Source organism: Burkholderia sp. BCC1638 (assembly GCF_902833195.1).
GTDB lineage: Bacteria > Pseudomonadota > Gammaproteobacteria > Burkholderiales > Burkholderiaceae > Burkholderia > Burkholderia diffusa.
Map to the genome: position 1 here is coordinate 41,236 of NZ_CADFEC010000013.1, position 18,122 is coordinate 59,357.

Here is an 18,122-nt window from a genome sequence, read left to right on the forward strand (position 1 = left end):
CGTGTACGCGTGCGGCTTACGCGCATGGCGCGCGTTGACGATGTTGCAAATTGGCCATACGAGATGATGGGTGCCGGGTGTCGTAGTCGCCCCCCGGTTACGACAGCAATGGATGGTGGAAACGATAGGTCCTGCCGCGTTCGTTCAACACGCTCAGACGGCGTAGGGCCTCCGAGTCGCCGAGGCCTGATCGCCGCAGCGCGGCATACAACAGGTAGAACTCGGTTTCGAGGTCGCCAGCGAAGACTCCCGGATCATCAGACCCGAGACACACCATAATCTCTGGATCTCCATCCTCAACGTGGCCCGGAACCTGCATCCAGCGGAGCGAATGATGCTCGCCCACGTGGTAGTACTGGCTGATCCGGACATTGCTTGACGGCAGCGTTTCGATTAGGACGCCCCGATCGGCTACCTGCCGCATGAGCGCCTGCTGCAGGCGGATGTAGCTCGGGGCATCGAGGAAGCGTGCCTCCTTGGCGATCAACTCGTCTGCGCGCGCCTGTACGCCCGGATCGCTCAGCCATTCCCAAAGCAGTCCAACGTCCTGCGGCTGGCTCTGGCACATTGACTTTACCAGCGCAGTCTCCTCACGCCACTGCCCGCTCAAGGACTCATGTTGCCGGTCTGCCTCGCCAGTCTGATGTCGCATTAGGTCATGGCGGTTCAGCCCTCGAAGTGCCATTGCGCGCTCCAAGTCGCGGGCCGTTAGCGAGCGACGGAAGATCTGGTAGGCGACATCCTCCAACTCGCGCTGTAGCCGGTGTGCGCAAGCGTGCGTTTCCGGCACGTCCCGCAACAATTGCCATGCGGCCAGCACGCTGAGCATCCACTCGCCCCGGGATAGGGTGAGCATGCTCGGCATGCGGTCAAGCCACAGGCCTGGACGAATCCCCATCGCCGTGCCGTGTCCGATGCGGTCGCCGTCGCGCAGATCCAGCAGGGTCAGCGCCTCCCACATGGTGGCGATCCCAGACAGCAAGTGGCGGAAGTCTTCGCCCGCATGGTAGGTACGCCGGGTCAGGCCGGCTCGACGGCACACTCGGAAGACTGGTGCGAAGACGTCCGGAGGCGCATGCAGTTCGTTCGCGGCAGCATCAATGCCCCGCACCCAGCTCTGGAGTCGAGGCCATCGTGCGAGACACGAGAGCAGTACTCCCGACGTCCGACGCAACTGGAGGTCAAGCGGATAATGCCGATATGGGCCCGCATTTTGCGTCTGCGTGGGTGGCCACGGCTGCTTGATGAAATGTGCGACCAGCGTGAGGCGGTGGATGCTCCGGTGCCGGACGATCGGCCGCTCGAAATACCGGTCGAGTTCGGCCAGCAACTCCGAGAGGGAGCGGGGGGAGCGGCCGAGCCGAAGTCCGGAGGCGGCAGCAGCGTCCCGCAGGTACTCGAGGTAGCCGCCTAGGATGGCCTTGAAGAGCCCGTAAGCCTTCACAGGGTTGTCCTTGGGCGCGAAGCGCCCTTCCAAGTACCCGACCGTGCTGGTCGCCGATCGAGGACCGTGCATGGCGTGGAAGCGCGTACGATAGTCTCGTTCCGCCGGCTCGCGGAGTTCCGTCAGGGTGAACTTCTGGAATTGGTCGAAGCCGTACTGCGCCTCGCTCTGGACAAGCAATCGATAGTGTTCGTTTAACAGCAGCAGGTAAGCGTGGAACATGCGTGCCAGTTGCACGCTCGGGCGTTGCCGGAGCCTGGCGACGAGGCCGGCCATCCAGGTGAGTTCTGCCTCGACATCCGGCTCGTCTCGCCATGCTGGGGTCGGCGCCCCCAGGCCGACGGACCACTCGTCGTTGCCCGCGTTGCACAAGCGCTCGCAGGACACGGGCAGGCACGTGTTCGGCGCGATCCGGTCTTCGGCGGCGCCGAGGAGCCAGGCGCGAAGGCGACTCGCCGTCCGCAGGTGCTGGTGGAGGACCTGCGGCGTCAGATCGGGATTCACCTGCCCGACCAGTTCGCGAAGACGGCCGGCGTGCTTGCCATGGGTCCACGCGTCGACGAACTCCCGGGTCTCCGTGTGCGGGTGACGGATCGCGCGCAGCCAGCAGATCTCGGCATGTGTGCTCCCGTTCAGGTGCAGGTGCGTCTCGTGCAGGCCTTCCCTTTCCACGTAGTCGGCGACCGCTGCTTCCTCGGGGCGGAGCAGAGGCAGAACCTGGCGCCGCCACGGGGCGGTCTCGCGATCAGGCGAGACGGACTTCAAGCGGGACGATCTGTCCGGGGGGGTGTACCGCCCGGCGCCGAAGAGCACGTCTGCCGTGGCCTGGATCGGAAGAGAAGAGACCCGACTCGCCAAGCCCTGCTGCCAGGCGCCCAGGAGATCGTGACGGACGCGCACCTCGCCATGTCGCAGTTCCAGGAATTCGCCAATAAGGGCCTGCATTGTGGTGAACAGGATCCCTTGGTCAGGCTGTCGACGGGCCACGAACTGCCAAGCCGCATCGAACACATGGTCGGGGAAACGCGCCGCCCACGGCTGGAAGGCGAGATAGGTCGGCTCTCGTAGCTCAGACCATTCCAGCGGGCGCGTGAAGGGCGCCGCCCAAGATAGTCGCAGGATGCGGTGGTCCGACAGCAGCAGGGCTGAGATGAGTGAACCAATCGAGGCGGCCTGAGCACTCATTCTCCGGGGGCCTCGTCAGCGTCACTAGACGCACCCGTGCCCTTAGGCGCAGCGGACTTCAACCTGGTCCTCGACTCGCCCGCGACAGAAACTTTCGCCATGAGGTCTGCGAGCGCCTTGGGGCGCAGCTGCGCCTTGATCGAAGGCTCCGCAGTGTTATCGGGGAACAAGGCCTTCAAGGCATCGGCGTAGCCCTTGTTCTCGTCAAGCAATCCCAGGATCAGCGGGCACGTCGCCACAATCGAGGTTAACGGGAAATCGCGCCGACTCAGCTGCATGGACTGGAGCTTCTTGGCAAACGCAGAGGCCGAAGTTCGGGGGTTGTTCCTGTCGATGCGCGAATCGGAGGCCGCGCTGGGCGTGACCGAGACGTGATGTTCGGCTTCCTCAACCAGAAAAGCATTGAGGACGCAGAGCGCGAAGATCTCCATCACGTCGCTGAAGTTAGAGCGCGGTTTCAATTCATCGGCTGCTTTCTGCAGACTGAAGAAGAGTCGCGTCCAAACCTTTCCGAGAAAGATGGCAGAAGGCGTGATCTCCCCGGCCAACTCCAGCGCACTTTTCCGCCATTTGCTGACGCTCTCCCACAGTTTCTGTTGCTTTGGAAATTCACTTCCATGCTTTGCCTGCCTTGCCGCCTCTGCATCCTCCTGATCCTCTGTGCTGGCTTGAGACGACCAGCTGGGAGCAGAAACGGTCAACGAGGGATATGCGCGGTCGAAGATAGTGCGGGATTCCTGTTCAGAGCCCGCTGACAGCAGCTTCTCAATGAGGCCAACGAGCGTGAAGATGGACCCGTACGTGCGCGTACCGGTAGCGCTCGCCACATCAACCATGCCGAGCGCAAAGACGGGCAGACACTGGATTGCGTCGTCATCGATGGCCAATTGGATCACAGTTCGAGCTGTGTGCTCCGATTTACGCCCCTTCCGATTCAATCCGACAACGCCTGGAAGCACGACACGGGCCTTGGGATTGGTACCATAGGGCAGAGCGATGACCGCAGTGGCGCGCCGTGCCCAGTCGAGACTGTCCTCTCTCCGGCCGATCCCCATGTACGACTTGAACTGATGGACGAGGTCTAGTGACGGGGGGAGGTCTTTCGCGCCGGGATTTGCACGGGCCAGAGAGTAGAGCGAGACACTGCCGGGCCCCCGCAGAAGATACCGAATTGCAGTCCCGGGCTGCTTCGCGCAGAAATTGGGCACCTCAGCTGCCAAGGCCGCAAAGCAGGCCTTGATATCTCGTTCTGCCGACATCGGTCGCAGATACAGAGCGGTGTCGATGTCGCCATCCAGCAGCGACAGGTCAAACACGGCCTGTACCAAGGCTGGCAATTCGCGCGCAGCGATGGCGTCGGTGTCGACCGAGAATTTATAGAGGCTGGTCAGTGCCAATCCTTGTAGGGCTCGGCTGAGCGCAGTCGTCAGTCCGGTTGACCAAAATGTAGACTCCAATGTAAAGGAAGACGAGCCGCCCAAGTGCGGTGCACAGTGGGCCATGACCTGCAACGTCGAGCGCAACGGCTGCTTGAGCAGGAACTCAGCATAGATGGCGACGTCGGAGTCTGTCTTCACGCGCAAGCCCCGCCTCACGATCTCATGAACGACATCCTTGACAGGGCGCGAGTTCGCCTTCCATACCGAATGCGTCGTCAGGCAATTCGCGTCGAGCATAACGTTCCACAGCGGCTGCAATTGCGTGCGCCGGTGGATCGGAAAGAGCTTGAGCAGGTATTGTTCTTCTAGATGGTCGAGCATCCGCAGGTACTGGGCCGACCGGTCTCCTTGTACCGAACGGCGTTGGAGCTCCAGGGCCGCCTCACGCTTGCCGGCGACCGTCTCCGCGAAGTGCTGGCGCACGAGTAGCGAATAGAGTTCCAAGTCACCCGTCACCAGCACCATCACGAGGGGAACGTCCAAGTATTTTCGGATGCATTCCAGCAGGTTGATGGCATGCGTGGAGTCAGTGTCGGCGTCGTCGAAAGCCAGCATGAGCGCGCGTACGCCGAGGATGCGGCAGGCGGTGGCTAATAGCCGGTGCAGCTTCGTCCGCAGGCTCGTGCTGTCGCTGGCGCGTTCTAAGCCCCAGTCGAGGAACAGGTCCGGGTCAAGATCGTCAAGCGGATGGTAGCCCTTGGCGAACAGGCTTAGGCCACCTGCGACCCCCCTGAAAGCTTGGCGCCATTCCTCTCGAAGGCAGTCATCCTCTGGTCGGAGTCTCTCTTTAAGGGCATTCTCGACCCGCTTTTTAAGGTGCTGCAGGATGACTAGCAGAATGATCTCGCTGCGTTCGATGCGACTTGGATCGACCGAGGCGATGAAAGTCATCCGGCCTTTCACATCGGCGTCGGACTCGAGGGCGAACTTCACCGAACTCAGGAACGTCGATTTACCCGCGCCTCGAGTTCCGTCCAGGAACTGTGTCCAGCCGCTGCCCATGGGGTACTCGTCTTGGGAAGTCGATCCCGCGTTCTGCAAGGTGTCGAGGTGCGCGATGATCTGTTCCCGGAGATGCTCGTAGCGCTTACGCTGGACGAGTTGGTCGACCGAGCGCGGTTCTGCGCTGTCCTTTTGGTCTAGATGAATGAGCACGTCGGAGGGTGTCGCCATGGTCGGCGTTGGCTTGTTCAAGTGGATGTCTTCCCTGGTTCGGATCGCGGACGCCGCGCCGGTTATTCTTGGCAGACGGACGCGCTGCGTCGCGTATGTTAATACGACATCGTCATGGCTGTTGCCACGCCCCTGAGCCCACACCCCGGGCTTGACATGCCGTTTCAGCAACTTCTTTCCAGAGGACCAGCGACAGCTTCTGGTCGGTACGCCCCGGACGCGGCTAGGAGCCGTTGTCGAGACAGCGTTCATGAACAAGGTCTCACCTGTCCATCGCAAACCGAAATGGATGTTCATGGACTTGCGATCGTGGCGTGCACGACTGTCCAACAGAAGTCGACATCTTCAGTGTTGTTCTTGGGTCGGTTTGCGACTGGCTTCCACGAATCTGAGCGGGAACGTCGACACGTCCTACGAGCCAATCGCACTAGGTTGAACGAGCTACTAGGAGACCGCGCAACGTTAATGGAGAGGCCCAGCTACAGTGATAGCCGTACGAGAGAGATGAAGTACACGCAGGAGCCAGCCATCGGATGATTGCCAGAATCGATGAAACGTTCAGGCAAGCCTGCTCGAACCTGATCGACGTTGATCGAAGGAGATCAAATCCGGTTACATAGCGGTTACACAGGCCGCAGAAACAGAAAAGGGTTACAGGCAAATCACCTGTAACCCTTTGATTTTATTGGTGGAGCGGATGAGGATCGAACTCACGACCTTCGCATTGCGAACGCGACGCTCTCCCAGCTGAGCTACCGCCCCAACAGTCGACCATCATACACACGCATTTCTGCGCTTGGCAATAGGGGTTCCGTCACCCCCGGCGCATTACTTTGACGGCGCGCCAGCCAGTACCCATTCGACCACGGAGCGCAGATCCGCGTCGCTCATGCGCGGATGCGCCGGCATCGGAATCGCGCCCCAGACGCCGGAGCCGCCGTCCTTCACCTTCTTCGACAACTTCGCGACGGCCTGCGGATCGGATTTGTAGCGGGCGGCGATGTCCTTGAACGACGGACCGACGAGCTTGCGGTCCACGGCGTGGCAGCCCATGCATGCGTTGCCGCGCGCGACCTTGAGGCCGTCGCCGACGTCCGCCTGCGCCGTGCCGAGCACACCGGCCGCGAGCGCCGCAGCTGCGGCGCCCTGCACCATCCGTTGCCTGAACTTCATCTGCGTCGACTTCATTGCGGCGTTGCCTTCGGATTGCCCGGGTGCACGCTCGACGAATTCGAGATTGGCGCCGGCGGTTGCAGCGGCGTGGACTGGACCGACGCATCGGGCACCGCACCGACCGTCGCGGCATCCGCGGGCGCGGCGGCGGGTTGCGCGCCGGACGCCCCGCTCGGCGACGCGGCCTGCAACGCCTGCGCGTCCTGCGGCTGGATGTACTGGAACACCTTCACGACCTTCTCGACGCCCGGCACCTGGCTGGCCGCATCGGCGCCGCGATTGCCTTCGTCGACCGTCACGAGCCCCATCAGATAGACGTTGCCGCGCTCGCTGACGACCTTGTAGTAGTTCGCCGACAGCCCCTTGGTCGCGATCAGCTCGGACTTCACGCGCCCTTCGAGGTACGAGTCGTTCGCGCGCGACGACAGCGACGACGACGGCTCGACCGACAGCTCGTTGACGATGCCGTTCACGTTGTTGATGCCGCGCACGATTTCCTCGGCGCGCTGCTTCGACGCGTTGTTCGGCACTTCGCCCGTCAGCAGCACGCGACGGTTGAACACCGTCACGTTCACGTGCGACTGGTCCGGCAGCCCGTTGTTGATCTGCGAGAGCGACTTGACCTGGATCTCGCGATCCTCAGTCTGCGCGCCGAGCGTGCGGCGATCGGTCGCGATCAGTGCGCCGCCGCCGGCCGCCGCCCCAAGCACGCCGAGCACGCAGCCCTGCAGCGACATCGCGAGGCCCGCCGTCAGCGCGGCGAGCAACGTGGTTCTGACGAGCGTCTGTTTGACGCGGCTTTGATTCATCGACGGCTCTCCTTTGTTCAATCCTCACCCAGCAGCATCGCGTCGATGCCGTCGCACAGGCAGTGGATGGTCAGCAGATGGACTTCGTGGACGCGCGCCGCACGCGAGGCGGGCACGCTGATCGGAATATCGGTGTCGGACAGCGCGGCGGCTACGGCATGGCCGTCGCCGCCCGTCAGCGCGACGACGGTCATCTCGCGCTCGTGCGCCTCGTCGATCGCGGCCAGCACGCGCGGCGACGCGCCGCTCGCGTCGAGCACCAGCAGGATGTCGCCGGTCTGCCCGAGCACACGCACCTGCTGCGCGAACAGCTGATCGGCGGCGGCTGCCCCCGTGAGACCGCCCTGCGACGCATCGGTGGCCAGCGCGATCGCGGGCAGGCCCGGACGCTCGCGCTCGAAGCCGCCGACGAGCGACACGGCGAGGTAATGCGCTGCGGCGGCCGACGGGCCATCCCCGCATGCGACGATCTTGTTGCCGTTCGCCAGCGCGGCGAACATCGCGTCGACCGCGGCTGCGATCGGCAGCGACAGCGCATCGGCCGCTTCGGCGTGAAGCGCGGCGCTGTCGCGGAAATGTTGCTGAATACGTTCGACTGACATCGATTCCTGGTGAACTGGGCGCGCACGGCACGCAGCGCGCAACGTCATGGGTGCGGCGAGTTTACCGCACTCCGGCACCCTCTCCGGGGGTACGACAAGAACTCTTTACATCTCGTCACAGCTCGCGGCTACACATCATCGGCACGAAATGCATCGCGCAGCCACTCGAGCCGGCCGGCCTCGAACGCGACGACGTCGAAGCGGCATGCGGCACCCGCGCCGTGCCGTGCCCAGTAATGGAGCGCGGCCGCGACCAGACGCCGCCGCTTGCGCAAGCCGATGCTCGCAGCCGCGCCGCCATGCCGGGCGCTGCGCCGCGCGCGCACCTCGACGAACACGAGCGTGCCGTCGGGCGTGCGCATCACGAGGTCGAGTTCGCCGCCGCGCATCGTCACGTTCGCCGCGACGAAAGCGAGACCGCGACGCTCCAGGAACTGCCGCGCGCGCTGCTCGAACGTCGCGCCAATCGATCTGGATCGCGCCGTGCCGGAAAAGTTGCCGCCGCCGGTCGGCAAACCGCCCTTGTTGCCCGGCGCGGCCGGCGCCGCGTGGCACAATGCCGTCCTTGTTCCGCTTGCGCCGCGATTGCGCGCATTGCCTGCCATGACTGCCCTCCTCGAACTTGCGCAAACGCAGCACTACCCGGACGCCGCGCTCTACGTGGTCGCGACGCCGATCGGCAACACCGCCGACATCACGCTGCGCGCGCTGCACGTGCTCGGCCTCGCCGACCGCATCGCGGCCGAAGACACCCGCAACACGGGCCAGCTGCTGGCCCGCTACGGCATCTCGAAACCGCTCGTCGCCGTGCACGAGCACAACGAGCGCGAAGCCGCGCTGCGCGTGATCGAGCTGCTGCGCGCCGGCGAACGCGTCGCGTACGTGTCGGACGCCGGCACGCCCGGCATTTCGGACCCCGGCGCCCGGCTCGTCGACGCCGTGCGCGCGGCCGGCTTCCCGGTGATTCCGCTGCCGGGCGCGAGCGCGGCCGTGACCGCGCTGAGCGTGACCGGCGACTGGGCCGGCGCGTTCACGTTCGCGGGCTTCCTGCCGCCGAAGCCGAAGCAGCGTGCGAGCGCGCTGCAGGCGCTCGTGCGGCACCCGTACGCGCTGGTGTTCTACGAAGCGCCGCACCGGATCGCGGACACCGTCGCCGCCCTCGCCGACGCGTTCGGCCCGGCGCGCCGGCTGCTGATCGCACGCGAGCTCACCAAGCTACACGAGCAGTTGTTCCAGGGCACCCTGGCCGAAGGACAGAGCTGGCTCGCCGGCGATGCGAACCGCCAGCGCGGCGAGTTCGTCCTGGTCGTCGAAGGCGCGCCGGCCGACGTCGGCGAAGCCGACGACACCGCGCACGACGCGCTGCTGAAGCTGCTGCTGGAAGAAGTGCCGGTGAAGAGCGCGGCGAAGCTCGCGGCCGCGCTGACGGGCGCATCGCGCAACGCGCTGTATGCGCGCGCCCTGGCGCTGAAGGAAGGCTGACGCGCGAGCGCGGGCGGCGTCCACCGCCCGGCACGCGGAAACGAAAAAGGGCTGCCCGAGGGCAGCCCTTTTGCATGAGCGGACGAACCGCCGCGTTACTTCGACGACAGCGACGCGAACATTTCGTCGCGCGCCTCGCGCGCTTCCTGCGGCGACAGCCCTTCGATCTTCACACGGCCCGTGCCGGCATGCACGAGACCGATCATCTTGGCGGCGGCGTACGACAGGTCGAGCACGCGGCCACGCTTGTACGGCCCGCGATCGTTGACCTTCACGACGACCCACTTGCCGCTCGACGGATTCGTCACCTTGATGTACGACGACAGCGGCAGCGTGCGGTGCGCCGCGGTCAGCGCGTTCATGTTGAAACGCTCGCCGTTCGCGGTGCGGCGGCCGTGGAAATCCCGGCCATACCACGATGCCCGGCCCGTCTGGCGGAAGTCGGACACGTCCTTGCCGTCGATCGGCTCGGCGTCCGCCAGCGACGACTTCTTCGCGTCCTTGCTGTCGGCAGGCGGCATCGATGCCAGCGCGGAATCGAAATTCAGTTGCTGCTTGTCGTCATCCGCTTTCGCGGCAGCGGCCGTCTTGCTGACCGCGTTCTTCTGGTTGGCGCTGCTGGTGGTCTGGCTGGGTGGCACCGCACAGCCCGTCAGCGCAAAAAATAATGCAATGGTCCCGAATCGAGTCGGAAATCGAAAGTTCATCGACGTGTCGCCTTCTGGTTCGGGCCGCACCGATACAACGCTGCTCAACAACGCAGGTATGCGGCCCGGACGGCAAATGCGTGCACGCCCCGCTCGGCTACGCGAGCAGGCGGCTAGCATGGGCGCGGCTTTCGTCTCTGCCGCAACCGTCCTGATTAGTTTTCACGTCTGGCGCAACCTGTCCCCGGCAGCCTGACCAGACCCCACATGCCGCCATCGAACATGGCTTCAAGTTCGCGCGCGCTGCGTACTGCCAACGCACAGGAACGGCGGCACAGGCCTCATCCGGCGGTGCGGCAGCAGGGCCGCAGAACGGGCGCGCAGCACCCGGCCGGACAAGACGTGAGCACCGAATGCTCGGTGCTGGATACACCGCCGGACTCCCCGGCGGTCGATGCTTGACGGTGATCCGACACCCCTTTTTTTAACGGGGCCGAAACACCAGCGAATTGCGTGAAATTCACGCGCAATGGGCGGCATTATACATAAACCAAAACCCCAGCTCGAAAAGCGCCCCGTCCGGACCATTGATTCTCACTATGGCTGTAACAATCGGAATGCTCCGGGATTGCCCTGAGCAGCGCGTCCGACGCCGCGCCGCAGAGGCGGCAGGCAGCGCGCGCGACCGGTACAATCGCTCCTTTTAGCCGCCGGTGCCTCCATGAAAGTCACGCTCATTCCGGTCACGCCGTTCCAGCAGAACTGCTCGCTGCTCGTCTGCGAAAAGACCGGCCGCGCCGCCGTCGTCGATCCGGGCGGCGACATCGAACGGATCGAACAGGAGATCGCGCGGCAGAACGTGCAGGTCGAGAAAGTGCTGCTCACGCACGGCCACGTCGATCACTGCGCGGGCGCGAAGGCGCTCGCGACGCACTACGGCGTGCCGATCGTGGGACCGCAGGAAGACGAGCGCTTCTGGATCGAGCAACTGCCGATGCAGAGCCAGCGCTTCGGCTTCCCGGCCGCCGAGGCGTTCGAGCCGGACCAGTGGCTGAACGACGGCGACACCGTGCAGTTCGGCGACGAGACGCTCGAGGTCTATCACTGCCCGGGCCACACGCCCGGCCATGTCGTGTTCTTCAGCCGCGCGCATCGCGTCGCGATCGTCGGCGACGTGCTGTTCGCCGGCTCGATCGGCCGCACCGATTTCCCGCGCGGCAACCACGCGGACCTCGTGCGTTCGATCAAGGAGAAGCTGTGGCCGCTCGGCGACGACGTGACGTTCGTGCCGGGCCACGGCCCGGTCTCGACCTTCGGCGACGAGCGCCGCACGAATCCGTTCGTGTCCGACAAGGTGTTCGGATGAACCAGACTGCCATCCCCGAAATCTACGTCAGCACCGACGTCGAGGCCGACGGCCCGATTCCCGGCCCGCACTCGATGCTGAGCTTCGCGTCGGCCGCCTATACCGAGGACAAGCAGCTGATCGCGACGTTCTCTGCGAACCTCGAGACGCTGCCCGGCGCGCAGGCCCATCCGGTGCAGGAAGCGTGGTGGAAGACGGAACCGGAAGCGTGGGCCGCGTGCCGGCGCGACCTGCAGGCGCCCGAGGCCGCGCTCGTCGCGTACGTCGAGTGGGTCGAGGCGCTGCCCGGCAAGCCGGTGTTCGTCGCGATGCCGGCCGGCTTCGATTTCACGTTCATGTTCTGGTACATGATGCGCTTCGCGGGACGCTGCCCGTTCTCGTGGTCGGCGCTCGACATCAAGACGCTCGCGTTCGCGATGACGGGCCTGCCGTACCGCAAGGCGATCAAGCCGCGCTTTCCGAAGCACTGGTTCGACGATCATCCGCACACGCACGTCGCGCTCGACGACGCGATCGAGCAAGGCGCGCTGTTCTGCAACATGCTCGCCGACCTGCGCCGCCAGCAGGCCGCGCTCGCGGGCCTCGCGGTGGGCGACACCGATCGGTCGGAACAGGCGGGGGCGGGACAAAATCCCACGGATCCGCGTGCAAATTAGCGAATCTCGCTCAGCGACGCGCCGCCAGATTGCCTTTCCTTTCCCGGCCCTCTAACATTCAGCGTGTTGTAGCTGCCGCATGGAGGCGCAGGTGACGCTCGATTCCTTTTCGCAAAAAATCCTTCGCCTGTTGCAGCTCGACGCGCGCCGTTCCGTGCAGGAAATCTCCGACCAGGTCGGCCTGTCGAGCACGCCGTGCTGGCGCCGCATCAAGGACATGGAACAGTCCGGCGTGATCCAGCGCTACACCGCGCTGCTCGATCGCGAGAAGCTCGGCCTGCACGTGTGCGCGCTCGCGCACGTGCACCTGACCCGTCACAACGAAGGCGGCGTTGAGCAGTTCGAGCGCGAGATCGCGACCTGCCCGGAAGTCACCGAGTGCTACAGCACGACGGGCGAGGCCGATTACATCCTCAAGATCGTCGCCCCCGACATCAAGGCCTACGACGTCTTCCTGCACGAACGGATCTTCAAGATCCCGGCCGTGTCGCAGGTGCGCACGAGCGTCGTGCTGCGCGAAATCAAGTTCGACACGCAACTGCCGCTGTAACGCGCGGCCCGCGGTCGCCCGCGCCGCTCAGGCCTGCGCGGGCAGCCCGCGCGTGAAGCCGATCCGGCGCGCGCCGAACTGCCGCTTCAGCGCGTCGACGTCGAGCCGGCCGGCCAGCGCCGCATCGGTATCACCCGCGCCGGCGTCCAGCGTCACGTCGATCTCGAGCCCCGTACTCAAGTAGTGCAGATTGATCGCAGCCGGATGCAGCCCGCGTTGCGCGAGCGCGGCCTCGAGCCGCGCCGTGATCTCGGCACGCGGCGGCAGCGCGAGCGCCGGACGGCGCGCCGTGTCGTTCTCCGGGTCGACGTGGATCAGCGCGTCGAGCACGCGCGGGTCGCGCAGCACGCGCGCACGCGCGGTTTCCGCGATGTAATGGCCTTCGGAGACGGAAATCATCGGATCGACGAGGATGTGCGCGTCGACGAGCGCCGCATCGCCCATCTTGCGCGTGCGCAGGTCGTGCACGTCGCGCACGCCCGGCGTCGCCTCGAGCAGCGCGCGGATCTCGGCCGTGTCGGCGGTGTCGAGTGCGCGATCCGACAGGTCCTGAAGCGCGTCGTAGCCGAACGTCCAGCCCATGCGCGCGACCATGAAACCGACGATCGCCGCGGCGATCGGGTCGAGCAGCCGCACGCCGGCGAGACTGCCGACGATGCCGATCGCGACGACGAGCGATGAAGCGGCGTCCGAGCGCGCATGCCACGCGTTCGCGACGAGCATCGCCGAACGCACGCGCCGTGCCTCGCGCAGCATGTAGCGGAACAGCGCCTCTTTCGACACGAGCACGGTCAGCGCGACGATCAACGCGGAAAAATGGACGGCCGGGATGTTTTCGAGATTGACGAGACGATCGCCGGCACGCCAGAGCATGCCGATACCGACGGCGATCAGGATCGCGCCGAGAAACAGCGACGCGACGGTCTCATAACGGCTGTGTCCGTAATTGTGATCGGCATCCGGCGATGCACCACTATGGCGATTCGCAACCAGCACGACAAAATCCGAGATCAAATCGGAAATCGAATGGATGCCATCGGCAATCAATGCCTGCGAATGCGCAACCACGCCCACGACGATCTGAAACGTCGCAAGCACCACATTCAGCACAATACTGACGAGGGTGCTCTTGCGCGCGACCGCGTGCTTATCTGCGCTTTGCGCGTCGTCGGAAAACGTGGACATGAAATACGAGATATCGGTTGGGATACGGAATTCTATCAAACGACGCGCTTGCGGCATTCCGTTAACACGAAATTTTCCATTCAAATCAACCGCTTATGCGAACGGGTTGCATTTTCATTCACACCCGTTTCTGACATTTTCATGACAACGCACATACATTCCGATATCAGAATGCAAAAAGCCGCGCTCCTGGCGGATGCGCGGCTCTTTTTGAGACGTCGACTTAAACGATCGTTTAAATCGCAAACTGTTCGCGGTTCTTGCCGGCGATCCAGCGCGGCGGCTTGCCGCGGCCCGACCACGTCGCGCCCGTTTCCGGATCGCGGTATTTGGCTGCCACGCCTGCGCGCGGACGACCGACCTTGCCTGCCTTCGCGCGGCTGAGGCCGAGTTCGGCGAGCGAAAAGCCGTAGTCGGCAATTTTCTGCTTCACGTCATTCAGCACTTCGGCGTATTCGCGCGACTTCGCTTCTTCGATTTGCTTCTCCAGCTTCTCCCGCTGGGCCAGCAGGTCCTTGTAAGAAGACATAGTTTTCCTTTCTATATGACCAATGGCGCCGGTCTGCAGCCGGCTCACCATTCATGGAATATTTGTGCCTCGGATTTTCGAAGGCAGAGATTAGCACAAAAAGGATTTGATAGAAGCGAGATTCATGAAAATCCCGAGGCCAATTGAAATTCACGCATGTCATTTTGACCGGCTGCGGCCTTTTCTCAAATTTTCACGCACTTGCATAGAGATTAGGACATTACTGATCGGGTAATAGGCCTATCAACATACGCAATTACCCTGCATGAGAAAAAATCAAAGCTTTCATCCGACGACAAGTTCAGGAAAATCGTACGGCGCGTGGCGCTATTCAGACACATTTGTATCCGCGGCGTCACGTCACATCCCGTGCGCAGGCAATCAACCGTTCGCGCAACGCACCAGCGTCGCCCGGCACCGAATCGAAGGGCGTGCGCACGCGGCGGCCGTCGCAACGCCAGTCGGCGCCGTGGCGATCGACGCCGAGCAGGTCGAGCCCGTCGCGGCGCGCATCGCTCGAGTCGTACGCATCCCACAACGCCCACTCGTCGTCGAACCCGAGCGGCGGCAGCGCATCGAGACCGGTGCCGTCCACCCAGCCCATCCGGCCGAATCCGCCGATATAGCGCAGCCGCTCGATGTCGAGCGCCCAGAACGTGAAGTCGCCGAGCGCGAGGTAGCGTCCGGCATCGGGCTCGTAGCGCGTGTAGCGCGCGGCGACATGCGGATCGTCGCCGAGCGGCACGAAGCGACCGAGCAGCGTCGCGCGCTCGGCGTTCAGCACGTCGCCGTCCGGCGCGTCGACGACGAGGAATCCCGCGCGCGGATCTGCGGTGAGGTTGCGCGTGTGTTCGGCAAGGCCGCTCACGAGAATCACCGGGCGATGATGTGCGTCGGGCGCGAACGGCACGACCGTCGGATAAGGAAAGCCTTGCGGTTCGCGCGCGTGGGTCGCGAGCGTGCCGAGCGCGCAGCGGTGCAGCAGGTGCAGGGCAAGGGCGGGATCGATGTTCACGGTGACTCCTGCGGTCGAAAAGCCTGGGCGGCAACGGTGGCGATGACGCGCCGCACTGGAACGCTTCGGGCACGCCGCCTGCGCACCGATGTTACTCGCGGCGGCGTCCCGCCGGGCATCCGCCGAATGGCCGACGCGGCACGCGCAAGCGGCGCGCGCCGAAGCGTGATCGGCCGAACGGCCAGCGCGCCGGCAAGACCGTAAGCGGTTCGATAGAATCGGACCCATCCGACGGGCGCGACGCGCCCGCGCATCGTCCATTCAAGAGCGCTCCGTGTCCGAAACCTCCTCCCGATCCTCGTCCGACTTCGCCGCGCCGCCCGACGCGCATCGCCTGCTGGCCTTGCCGGTCCGCCAGCGTGCACGCACGGCCACGATGGCACTGTTCTTCATCGCCGGCATGATGTACGCGTCGTGGGGCGTGCACGTGCCGACCGTGCGCGACAAGTTCGCGTTGAGCCCGGGGCTGCTGTCGATCGCGCTGTTCGCGGTCGCGGGCGGCTCGATCGCCGCGATGCTGACGATCGCGCGCTGGATCGCGCGCGTCGGCTCGCGCACCGCGTGCCTCGCGGGCGGGCTCGTGATGTCCGCATGCGCGGCGCTGATCCTCGTTGTGCCTGATTACTGGATGCTGCTCGTCGTGCTCGCGCTGTTCGGCTTCTCGATGGCGACGCTCGACGTCGCGATGAACGCGGAGGCGAGCGCGGTCGAGATCGCGCTCGGCAAGCCGATCATGTCGTCGCTGCACGGGATGTTCAGCATCGGCGGGATGTCGGGGGCGGCGGCCGGCGGCGCGCTGCTGTCGGCCGGCATGGCACCGGCCGTGCATCTCGCGCTCGCGGCGGCCGTCGGCGCGGCGGTGCTGCTCGTCGCGAGCCCGGCCGTGCTGCCGCACGTGCCGCATCACGAGCACGCGCACGGCGGCGGCAACCGTTGGCGTTCACCCGCGCTGTGGATGCTGGGCGGCATCGCGCTGATCGCGCTGATCGCCGAAGGTGCGATGTACGACTGGGCGACCGTCTACATGCGCGACGTCGTCGCGGCGAGCCCCGCGCTCGCAAGCGCGGCCTATGCAGCATTCTCCGGCGGGATGGCGGTCGCGCGATTCGCGGGCGACGCGGTGCGCGCGCGTTTCGGCGCGCCGCAGCTCGTGTTCGCGAGCGCATCGCTCGCGTGCGCCGGGATGATCGGCGCTTTGCTGCTGCCGAACCCGATCGCCGTGCTGACGGGCTTCACGCTGATGGGCATCGGCCTCGCGAACATGATGCCCGTGCTGTTCGCCGCCGCCGCGCGCGTGAAGGGCATCCATGCGGCCGAAGGGCTCGCGCACGTGGCCGGGCTCGCGTATTTCGGACTGCTGTTCGGTCCGGTCGTGATCGGCGCGGTCGCGCAGGCCGTGAATCTGACCGTCGGCCTGTCGGTCGTCGCGCTGTGCGCGGCGCTCGTCGCGGCCGTCGCGCCGAAGGTGCTCGCGCATCTGAAGATCTGACCGCGCGGCGGGCCCGCCACCCGCTGCAGATTCGCCAAAAAGAAAGCGCGCCTGCGTTGCCGCAGGCGCGCCTTTACCCCTTCTGTCGGCCGCTTTTCAGCTTACATCTTGACTTCGTCGAGCAGCGACTTCTTGCCGTTCTTGTAGTTGTACAGCGAGATCACGCCGTGCTGCAGGTCGCCCTTCGAGTCGAAGGTCGTCGTGCCGATCACGCCCGAGTAGTTCGTCGCCGGCATCGCCGCGAGAATCTTCGCCGGATCCGTCGAGTTCGAACGCTTCATCGCATCGACGATGATGTACACGGCGTCGTACGTGAACGGTGCGTAGATCTGGATCGGCTGGCCGAAGCGCTTCTCGTACTTCGCCTTGAACGCCGCGCCGCCCGCCATCTTCTCGAGCGAAGCACCGGCTTCCGAGCACACGACGTTGTCGGTCGCGTCGCCGGCCAGGTCGGCCAGCTTTTCCGTGCACACGCCGTCGCCCGCGAAGATCTTCGCGCGCAGGCCGAGCTGCTTCGCCTGTTTCGCGAACGGGCCGCCGGTGGCGTCCATGCCGCCGTACATGATCGCGTCCGGATTCTCGCCCTTGATCTTGGTCAGAATCGCGCGGAAGTCGACCGCCTTGTCGTTCGTCGCGTCGTGCGACATCACCTTCAGGCCGAGCGCCTTCGCCTTCTTCTCGAACTCGTTCGCGAGGCCCTGGCCGTATGCGGTCGAATCGTCGACCACCGCGACGCTCTTGATGCCCTTCGAGTGCGCGTAGTTCGCGAGTGCCGGGCCCTGCTGCGCATCGGTCGCCACCACGCGATACGTGGTCTTGAAGCCTTGCTGCGTGTAAGCCGGGTTGGTCGCCGACGGCGAGATCTGCACGATGCCCGCATCGCTGTAGATCTTCGAAGCCGGGATCGACGTGCCCGAGTTCAGGTGGCCGACCACCGCGACGACCTTGTCGTCGACGAGTTTCTGCGCAACCTGCGTGGCCTGCCGCGGGTCGGCCGCGTCATCCTGCGGGTCGAGTTGCAGCGTGATCTTCTGGCCGCCGACCGTGAGACCCTTGGCGTTGATCTCCTCGACTGCGAGACGCGCGCCGTTTTCGTTGTCCTTGCCCAGGTGTGCAATACCGCCCGTCAAGGGCGCGACGTGGCCGATCTTGACGACTTGATCGGCGGCCGCGTTGCTTGCAGCTGCAGCGCACAGCATCGCCGCTGCGGTGATCGGCAACAGCTTTTGCATCTTGATATTCATGTAAGTCTCCAGTTTCGGTCCCAATAAACGCCATCGCCCGGTGCCCCGCTGCCATCCCTGTGTTTGCATTCACTGGACGATTCGCCGGTTGCATCGTTCATGCACTTGGCCTCAAGCACGTAGGGAAACAGTCG

16 protein-coding genes and 1 tRNA gene are annotated in these 18,122 nt (G+C 64.8%); 5 read left to right on the plus strand and 12 right to left on the minus strand.

What is annotated here, in order from left to right:
* Positions 1-97 precede the first annotated feature (97 nt).
* The 7 genes from HWX22_RS17100 to HWX22_RS17130 form a co-directional block, all read right to left on the minus strand.
* Positions 98-2,629, minus strand: a complete 2,532-nt coding sequence (locus HWX22_RS17100) for a hypothetical protein (RefSeq protein ID WP_175916094.1) — start codon at positions 2,627-2,629, stop codon at positions 98-100.
* On the minus strand, positions 2,626-5,538 hold the full coding sequence (locus HWX22_RS17105) for a hypothetical protein (RefSeq protein WP_175916095.1): 2,913 nt from the start codon (positions 5,536-5,538) through the stop codon (positions 2,626-2,628). The genes HWX22_RS17100 and HWX22_RS17105 overlap by 4 nt, the downstream gene beginning before the upstream one ends.
* A 389-nt stretch (positions 5,539-5,927) precedes the next feature.
* Positions 5,928-6,003 (minus strand) — tRNA-Ala (locus HWX22_RS17110).
* Between the two features lie 66 nt (positions 6,004-6,069).
* Positions 6,070-6,429, minus strand: coding sequence for a c-type cytochrome (locus HWX22_RS17115; protein WP_175907716.1), 360 nt, complete (start codon positions 6,427-6,429; stop codon positions 6,070-6,072).
* Positions 6,426-7,223, minus strand: coding sequence for a BON domain-containing protein (locus HWX22_RS17120; RefSeq protein ID WP_059533438.1), 798 nt, complete (start codon positions 7,221-7,223; stop codon positions 6,426-6,428). The genes HWX22_RS17115 and HWX22_RS17120 overlap by 4 nt, the downstream gene beginning before the upstream one ends.
* A 17-nt stretch (positions 7,224-7,240) precedes the next feature.
* Positions 7,241-7,825, minus strand: a complete 585-nt coding sequence (locus HWX22_RS17125) for an SIS domain-containing protein (protein ID WP_059691549.1) — start codon at positions 7,823-7,825, stop codon at positions 7,241-7,243.
* 128 nt (positions 7,826-7,953) lie between these two features.
* Positions 7,954-8,382 carry a YraN family protein gene (locus HWX22_RS17130; RefSeq protein WP_175907868.1) on the minus strand — a complete coding sequence of 143 codons (429 nt, stop codon included), beginning with the start codon at positions 8,380-8,382 and terminating at the stop codon, positions 7,954-7,956.
* Between the two features lie 46 nt (positions 8,383-8,428).
* Here HWX22_RS17130 and rsmI point away from each other — a divergent pair, with 46 nt between their 5' ends.
* The gene (rsmI, locus tag HWX22_RS17135) at positions 8,429-9,307 is read left to right on the plus strand and encodes a 16S rRNA (cytidine(1402)-2'-O)-methyltransferase (protein WP_175907718.1); all 879 of its coding nucleotides are present in this window, start codon (positions 8,429-8,431) and stop codon (positions 9,305-9,307) included.
* Between the two features lie 95 nt (positions 9,308-9,402).
* Here the strand turns inward: rsmI and HWX22_RS17140 are convergent, their stop codons facing one another.
* Positions 9,403-10,014: a septal ring lytic transglycosylase RlpA family protein gene (locus HWX22_RS17140; protein WP_175907720.1), complete on the minus strand. Its 612-nt coding sequence runs from the start codon at positions 10,012-10,014 to the stop codon at positions 9,403-9,405.
* 661 nt (positions 10,015-10,675) lie between these two features.
* Here HWX22_RS17140 and HWX22_RS17145 point away from each other — a divergent pair.
* The 3 genes from HWX22_RS17145 (at position 10,676) to HWX22_RS17155 (ending at position 12,526) form a co-directional block, all read left to right on the plus strand.
* Positions 10,676-11,320, plus strand: a complete 645-nt coding sequence (locus tag HWX22_RS17145; protein ID WP_059533448.1) for an MBL fold metallo-hydrolase — start codon at positions 10,676-10,678, stop codon at positions 11,318-11,320.
* Positions 11,317-11,976 carry a hypothetical protein gene (locus HWX22_RS17150; protein WP_059452651.1) on the plus strand — a complete coding sequence of 220 codons (660 nt, stop codon included), beginning with the start codon at positions 11,317-11,319 and terminating at the stop codon, positions 11,974-11,976. Before HWX22_RS17145 ends, HWX22_RS17150 begins: the two co-directional genes overlap by 4 nt.
* 79 nt (positions 11,977-12,055) lie before the next feature.
* Positions 12,056-12,526, plus strand: coding sequence for an Lrp/AsnC family transcriptional regulator (locus HWX22_RS17155; RefSeq protein ID WP_006477376.1), 471 nt, complete (start codon positions 12,056-12,058; stop codon positions 12,524-12,526).
* A gap of 27 nt (positions 12,527-12,553) precedes the next feature.
* On the opposite strand, the gene HWX22_RS17160 is transcribed toward HWX22_RS17155, so the two are convergent.
* From HWX22_RS17160 to HWX22_RS17170, 3 genes are all read right to left on the minus strand, one after another.
* Positions 12,554-13,711 carry a cation diffusion facilitator family transporter gene (locus tag HWX22_RS17160; RefSeq protein WP_059533450.1) on the minus strand — a complete coding sequence of 386 codons (1,158 nt, stop codon included), beginning with the start codon at positions 13,709-13,711 and terminating at the stop codon, positions 12,554-12,556.
* Between the two features lie 235 nt (positions 13,712-13,946).
* On the minus strand, positions 13,947-14,240 hold the full coding sequence (locus HWX22_RS17165; protein ID WP_006491875.1) for an H-NS histone family protein: 294 nt from the start codon (positions 14,238-14,240) through the stop codon (positions 13,947-13,949).
* Positions 14,241-14,595: 355 nt separating this feature from the next.
* Positions 14,596-15,255, minus strand: a complete 660-nt coding sequence (locus HWX22_RS17170; protein ID WP_175916096.1) for a pyridoxamine 5'-phosphate oxidase family protein — start codon at positions 15,253-15,255, stop codon at positions 14,596-14,598.
* Positions 15,256-15,529: 274 nt separating this feature from the next.
* On the opposite strand from HWX22_RS17170, the gene HWX22_RS17175 reads away from it, so the two are divergent.
* On the plus strand, positions 15,530-16,744 hold the full coding sequence (locus tag HWX22_RS17175) for an MFS transporter (RefSeq protein WP_059816578.1): 1,215 nt from the start codon (positions 15,530-15,532) through the stop codon (positions 16,742-16,744).
* Between the two features lie 101 nt (positions 16,745-16,845).
* On the opposite strand, the gene HWX22_RS17180 is transcribed toward HWX22_RS17175, so the two are convergent.
* Entirely contained in the window at positions 16,846-17,988 is a 1,143-nt protein-coding gene (locus tag HWX22_RS17180) for a branched-chain amino acid ABC transporter substrate-binding protein (protein WP_059816575.1), read from the minus strand.
* Positions 17,989-18,122 lie beyond the last annotated feature (134 nt).